Annotated in this window: 4 protein-coding genes; 2 read left to right on the forward strand and 2 right to left on the reverse strand. The window is 68.7% G+C overall.

All coding sequences use genetic code 11. The features are described from left to right. Positions 1–2: 2 nt before the first annotated feature. On the reverse strand, positions 3–1,595 hold the full coding sequence (locus ACWD2L_RS31410; protein WP_351341017.1) for an MBL fold metallo-hydrolase: 1,593 nt from the start codon (positions 1,593–1,595) through the stop codon (positions 3–5). 303 nt (positions 1,596–1,898) lie between these two features. Here ACWD2L_RS31410 and ACWD2L_RS31415 point away from each other — a divergent pair, with 303 nt between their 5' ends. Both ACWD2L_RS31415 and ACWD2L_RS31420 read left to right on the forward strand, forming a co-directional pair. Beyond that, positions 1,899–2,114, forward strand: a complete 216-nt coding sequence (locus ACWD2L_RS31415; RefSeq protein ID WP_351341015.1) for an MbtH family protein — start codon at positions 1,899–1,901, stop codon at positions 2,112–2,114. A gap of 221 nt (positions 2,115–2,335) precedes the next feature. Further along, entirely contained in the window at positions 2,336–3,577 is a 1,242-nt protein-coding gene (locus ACWD2L_RS31420; protein WP_351341012.1) for a sensor histidine kinase, read from the forward strand. Between the two features lie 50 nt (positions 3,578–3,627). Here the strand turns inward: ACWD2L_RS31420 and ACWD2L_RS31425 are convergent. Further along, positions 3,628–6,063 (reverse strand): amino acid adenylation domain-containing protein (locus ACWD2L_RS31425; protein WP_351341009.1); only part of this gene is annotated, 2,436 nt, incomplete at its 5' end.

Consider the following 6,063-nt stretch of genomic DNA (forward strand, 5'->3'; position numbering starts at 1 on the left):
CTTTACCAGCGCCACTCGCGCTTGTTGAACAGGTGTTCCGCGTGGACCTCGTGCGCCTTGCACCAGGTGAGGAACTCCTCGATCTGCCGGATCTGGAAGGTGTCGGGCGTGTACGTCGTCGCCATGACGTGGCCCTGCCAGCTCTCCTCGCCCATGGCGTACACGTACGCCTCTCCGGCTCCGAGCTCCGTCATGATCGCGGCCGCCTGCTCGGCGTTCGAACCCGACAGTTTGCGCGAGTCGCTCATCTTCTTGGTCACGGGCCGGGTCAGCAGTCCCTGGTAGAGCCAGGTCAGCGGGGCGCCGTCGCACTCCATGCCCAGGAACGCCTTGTCGACGCCGCCCAGGTGCGAGCGGATGTACTGGTACAGCACCGGGTCGATGCCCGAGGAGTCCGCGCCGATGAACGCCGACAGGCCGGCCAGCTGCACGAAGTACGTCGACTTGGAGCGTATGTCGAGGTCGGAGTGCTCGCCGAGGAACGGCGTGGCCACCACCCGGGCGCCGCCCGGCAGCGGCACCTCGTCGAAGTCGTCGACCTCGATCACCGTGAAGCCCATGGACTTGAGGTAGAGACCGATCGACGGGTCGCACAGGTTGCCCCGCGACGAGCGGGGGACCACGACCGCGTCGGTGCGCGAGCGCAGCTGCAGCAGGGTCTCCAGCACGATGTGGTCCTGGTGCCCATGCGTGATCAGCGCCAGATCGATGTGGTCCGGCAGGTCATCGAGGGTGTACCGGTCGCCGTGCCGGTTGTCCGTGCTGATGAAGGGATCCACCACGACGGCGGCCTCCGGGCTCTGCAACACCAGGCACGCGTGCCCGAAGTAGCGGATCCGGCCGCCGTTTTCGATGTGCCGGTCCGGAGCGAGGCTCGGCTCCGGAGCGAGCAGCCGGTCCAGCTGGGCTGCCTGGTCGCCGTCGAGCTCGAGCGCCTCGTGCAGGCGGGCCGGGGTCGTGCCCTCGATCCGCGCCCTCATCAGCTCGTCCAGGCCGGGGTGGTCGAAGGGGATCCGCAGATCCAGCACGTCGGGCGAGGGCAGCCGGGGGGTGCTGAGGATGAACGGCCGCTCCACGCCGTCGTCCAGGGAGAGCTGGACGGACTGGCGGCGCCGGTCGAAGGCCTTGCTGTGGTAGAGCAGCGGCTCGATGAGGCGCACGGACGCCTGATTGCTGGTGTCGTAGGCCAGCTCCACCAGCCCGTTGAGCGCCGTCGGCAGCTTCGGATACAGCGGCGTGAGATCGAAGCCGGTGGCGTTCTGCCGCAACAGCTCGTCCGCCTCCGCCACGGCGGCAGCGAACGCGAGCATGTCCGCGCGCTCGCGCTTGATCGTGTCCAGCAGCTCGGCGACCTCCGTCGCACGCGACTCCTCGACGTTGACGAAGTACCCGCCGCGCAGCGCGGGGTTGCTGCTGGCCGCGATGTGCACCTGCGGGGACTGGAGATACGACTCGAGCAGCGGCACCTGCACATTCGCCAGATTCATGGAGGCCTGAGCGGGCGCAACGATGTGCATCCACGCATAGAACCTGTCCACCAATGGTTCGATGATCGCATTCGAACGGAGAAAAACTCGGTCTCGGCTGTCAGGCATCTGAGCCCCCCTGTACGGAATTGACGCTGCCGTTTTGCAGGCACCCGGCTCGCTGCGAACTGATTCCGCGCATACGCCTGCGCCGCACCTGGCTACTAACGCACCACAGCGCCCCAGCCGCGTCAACGCCGACCAGCCTCCGTTCAACGTGCGAAACGCCGCAGTTGAACGGTCACAAGGCCGGCGCCACGGGTGACTGAACGCCGCCTGTACGGTCGGCTCTTGATGGGTCGCGAATACCTGTGCCACAGTGGATCCGCTCGTCGCTGTGGTCCCTTTTCGTCGAGGAATAAGGACAGCCTGGTGCCCAATCCATTCGAGGATCCCGACGCAAGCTATCTGGTCCTGGTCAACGATGAAGGCCAGCATTCACTCTGGCCCGTCTTCGTGGATGTACCCGACGGTTGGGAAACCGTATTCGGCGAGGCGCCCCGGGAAGACTGCCTCGAGTACATCGAGAAGTCGTGGACCGACATGCGGCCCAAGAGCCTGATCGAAGCCATGAAATCCACTGAATAGAGCGCCGCCCACGACGCCCTCGCGTCGCACAGAAGATCGTTTGTGATCGGCCGTCAGGTTCGCCTGGCGGCCGATTCGCGTTCCGGTGCGCCGGCCGGGATCCGCGGAGCCCTCACGTCACGCCACCGCTGAGGATTCACCGCCTCCTTACCGGCGATCTGCGCCAATGGAACCTCGGACACCGGTGACCGGGTCACCGTCCCAGGAAGCAGGTACAGGGTATGAGGCCGGTACGGATCATGCGGCGCTTCGCCTCTGTGATCAGTGGTTCGGTGCAGGCCAAGATCACACTGCTCTACGGCGGTGTGTTCACGATCATCACCCTCGCGGTGCTCAGCAGCGTGCAGTGGCTCCAACAGCAGTTCGTCGACGCCAAGTTGAACGACTTCGTGTTCACCGGCCCGGTCTCCGCCATCCCCTGCCCGCCTCGGCGCCCGGACGTTGCCTGTTCGACCGGCCCCTACCAGCCGTCCCAGGCCAGTCCCGTCGCCGCGGCGCCCGGCCCGAGCCGCAGCGTCTTCGACGGGAACGAGGAACTCCACAAGGACGTGGCAAGCACCCAGCAGATCTTCGCCCTGATCGCCATCGCGGCGATGGTGGTGCTGGCCTTCGCGGTGTGCTGGTGGCTCACCAGACGGATCCTGCGCCCGCTGCACCGCGTCACCGCCACCGCCCAGCGCCTGTCACTGTCCACCCTGCACGAACGCATCGGGCTGACCGGACCGCAGGACGAGCTCAAGGACCTCGCCGACACCTTCGACGCGATGCTCGATCGACTGGATCGTGCCGTGGCGAGCCAGCGCCGATTCGTCGCCAATGCCTCCCACGAGCTGCGCACTCCCCTGGCCATCCAGCGAACCGCGATCGAGGTCGGGCTGTCCAAACCCTCCGCCGAGCGAGTGGCGCGGATCCGCGACGAACTGCTGCGCACCACCGAGCGGTCCGAGCGGCTCATCGAGGGCCTGCTCGTTCTCGCACAGGGGGAACAGGAACTCCTCGACCGGGACCCGGTGGATCTCGCCGCGGTGGTCACTCAGGTCATCGGAGAGCATCTCCCCTTCGCCGAGCGGCGCGGCGTCACCCTCACCGCCTCCACTGAACCGGTCGTCGTCACGGGCGACGACACGCTGCTCACCCGACTGGTCGCCAACCTGGTGCAGAACGCGATCCGGCACAACAACGCGGGCGGTTACGTCATCGTCGACCTGTCCGCCGACGGCGGCCTGGTGGTCTGCAACTCCGGCCCGCACGTCCCCGAGGACCAGGTGGACGAGCTGTTCGAGCCGTTCCGGCGGCTGCCCGCGGACCGGACCACCTCGTCCGAGGGCGCGGGCCTGGGGCTGTCCATCGTCTCCGCCATCACGCAGGCCCACGACGGCACCGTACGCGCGATGGCCAACTCCGAGGGCGGGCTCTGGGTCACCGTGTCCCTCCCGACCCACGCTCCGGCGCCGTCCGCCTGAGCCTCGACTCCGCCTGTGGCCGCGGCCGCAGGCGGAGTCGAGGCCGGGCCTCAGGCCTCCGGCCGCGTGCTCCGCGTCTCCATCCATGCGGCTATCGCCTGCCACGCCCGGTCCAGCATCTCGGGCAGCATCAGGTTGGTGTGCCGGCACGGCAGGCCGACCGCCGCGACGGAACCGCTGACGTAGGGCTCCCAGAGCCGCAGCCGTTCCTCCGGGGTGGCGTTCTCGCCGCTCTCCTCGGCGACGACGAGCAGCAGATCGCCGTCGAAGACACCGAGCTCGTGCCGTCGCCGCAGCTCCGTGTTGTTGCGGAAGATCTTCGCGATGAGGAGCAGTTCCTCCTCCGAGATACCGTCGATGACCTCGCCGATCTCCTCCCTGAACCGGGCCGCCATCTCCCGCAGCATCGCCTCCTGGTCGCGCTCCTCGGGGGCCGGCGGCATGGCGCTCCCGTCCTCCGTGACGCCGGCGGGCTCCCCGGCCCCGACGGCCTCGACGGGTCGGACCGGTTCATCGCCCCGGGCCTGGGCCGGGTAGGCGTCCATGACGACCAGGGCGGCGACGGTCTCACCCGCCTCCTGCAACCGTACGGCGATCTCGTGCACGGGGATGCCACCGAAGGAGAAGCCCACGAGGTGGTAGGGGCCGTCCGGTTGAACGGCACGGATCTGCTCGATGTACTCCGCCGCCAACTCCTCGATGCTGCCCGGCAGCGTGCCGGTGCCGTCCATCCCGGCGGCCTGCAGCCCGTACAGCGGGATGCCGTCCGGAACGAACCGGGCCAGCGGCCGGTAGCACCAGCTAAGGCCTGACGCGGGGTGGACGAAGAAGAACGGCGGCTGGTCGCCTTCGGTCCGTATCGGCAGGACCCTGCCGAGCGAGTCACCCATGGACGCCAGGTCCAGCTGGCGGACGATTCCGGCGACGGTCGGCGCCGCGAACACGTTGCGCACCGTGGTGGAGATCCCCTTCTCCCGCAGCCGCGCGGCGAGCGTGACCGCCAGCAGGGAGTGCCCTCCGAGCTGGAAGAAGTCGTCGTCGAAGCCGACCTCGTCGACCCCGAGGACGTCGGCGAACACCTCGCTCACGACGTACTCCAGGCTCGTGGCGAGATTCCTCGTCGTGGCCGTCCCGGTGGCCCCGGCGGCGTAGTCGGGGGCGGGCAGGGACTTGCGGTCCAGCTTGCCGTTGGCGGTCAGCGGCAGGGCGTCCAGCGTGACGAACGCGGCCGGGACCATGTGCTCGGGCAGCCGGCCCGCCACGAAGCCGCGCAGGTCACCGGTGTTTACGCCGCCTTCGGTGCCGGTGTCGGCGGGCACCACGTAGGCGACCAGACGCTTGTCACCCGGAGTGTCCTCACGCGCGATCACCGCGACCCGGGACACCTCCGGATGCGCCGACAGGGCGGCTTCGATCTCGCCGGGCTCGATGCGGAACCCGCGGATCTTCACCTGCTCGTCGGCGCGGCCGAGGAACACCAACTGCCCGTCCGGCGTCCACTTGGCCAGGTCGCCGGTGCGGTACATGCGCTCACCGGAACCGGCCGGGAAGGGGCAGGCCACGAACCGCTCACCGGTCAGCCCCGCACGGCCTACGTACCCGCGCGCCAGCCCGGCACCGGCCACGTACAGCTCGCCCGCGACTCCGACCGGCACCAGTTGCAGCGCCCCATCGAGTACGTACAGGCGGGTGTTGGCGATCGGCGTACCGATCGGCACCACTCCGGCCGCGGTCAGTTCACCGGTTGCCACTCCGACCGTGGTCTCGGTCGGTCCGTAGTGGTTGAACACCTTCCGGTCACCGGCAGCCGCCAGCAGTTCCGCCGTCCAGTCGACCTGTGCGGCCTCACCACCAAGGACCACGGACCCGGCCGGCAGCAACGCCTCGACACCCGCCGCGGCCGTCAACGCCGCCAGATGCGACGGCACCACCTTGATGTGGTCGATCCGCTCCTCGGCCACATACCGCGCCACCGCCTCCGGATCCGTCACCAACTCGGCGTCCAGTACGTGCAGTTGACCGCCTGAGACCAGGCTCGCGAACACCACCGTGTTCCCGAGGTCGGTCACCTGCGCCTGCAACAGCGCGTACCGCGCCCCCGGCACATCCCAGCCCAGCCGCCCCGACACCGACGAGACGTAGTTGGCCAGCGACCCATGCGTCACCGCCACACCCTTCGGCACCCCCGAGGACCCCGACGTATAGATCACGTACGCCAGCCCGGCCGCGTCCACCACGACACCAGGTGACGCCTCCCCCAATCCGTCGAGGAGCGCGGTGGTTGTCGGGTCGTCGACGGCAACCGTTCGCAGCCGCCCGGACGACAGGCCACTCAGTGTCTCCAGGGTGCCCAGCACCAGCCGCGCACCACTGTCGGCCAACATGAACTCCACTCGTTCTGCCGGGAGTTGGGCGTCGATCGGCAGGTACGCCGCGCCCGCCTTCCACACCGCCAGGATCGCCGTCACCATCTCCACGCCACGCGG

Source organism: Streptomyces sp. NPDC002754 (assembly GCF_053592315.1).

Excerpts from the sequence above, each read along its gene's own strand:
- ACWD2L_RS31410 (WP_351341017.1), bottom strand. The coding sequence starts at position 1,595 with ATGCCTGACAGCCGAGACCGAGTTTTTCTCCGTTCGAATGCGATCATC.
- ACWD2L_RS31420 (WP_351341012.1), top strand. The coding sequence starts at position 2,336 with ATGAGGCCGGTACGGATCATGCGGCGCTTCGCCTCTGTGATCAGTGGT.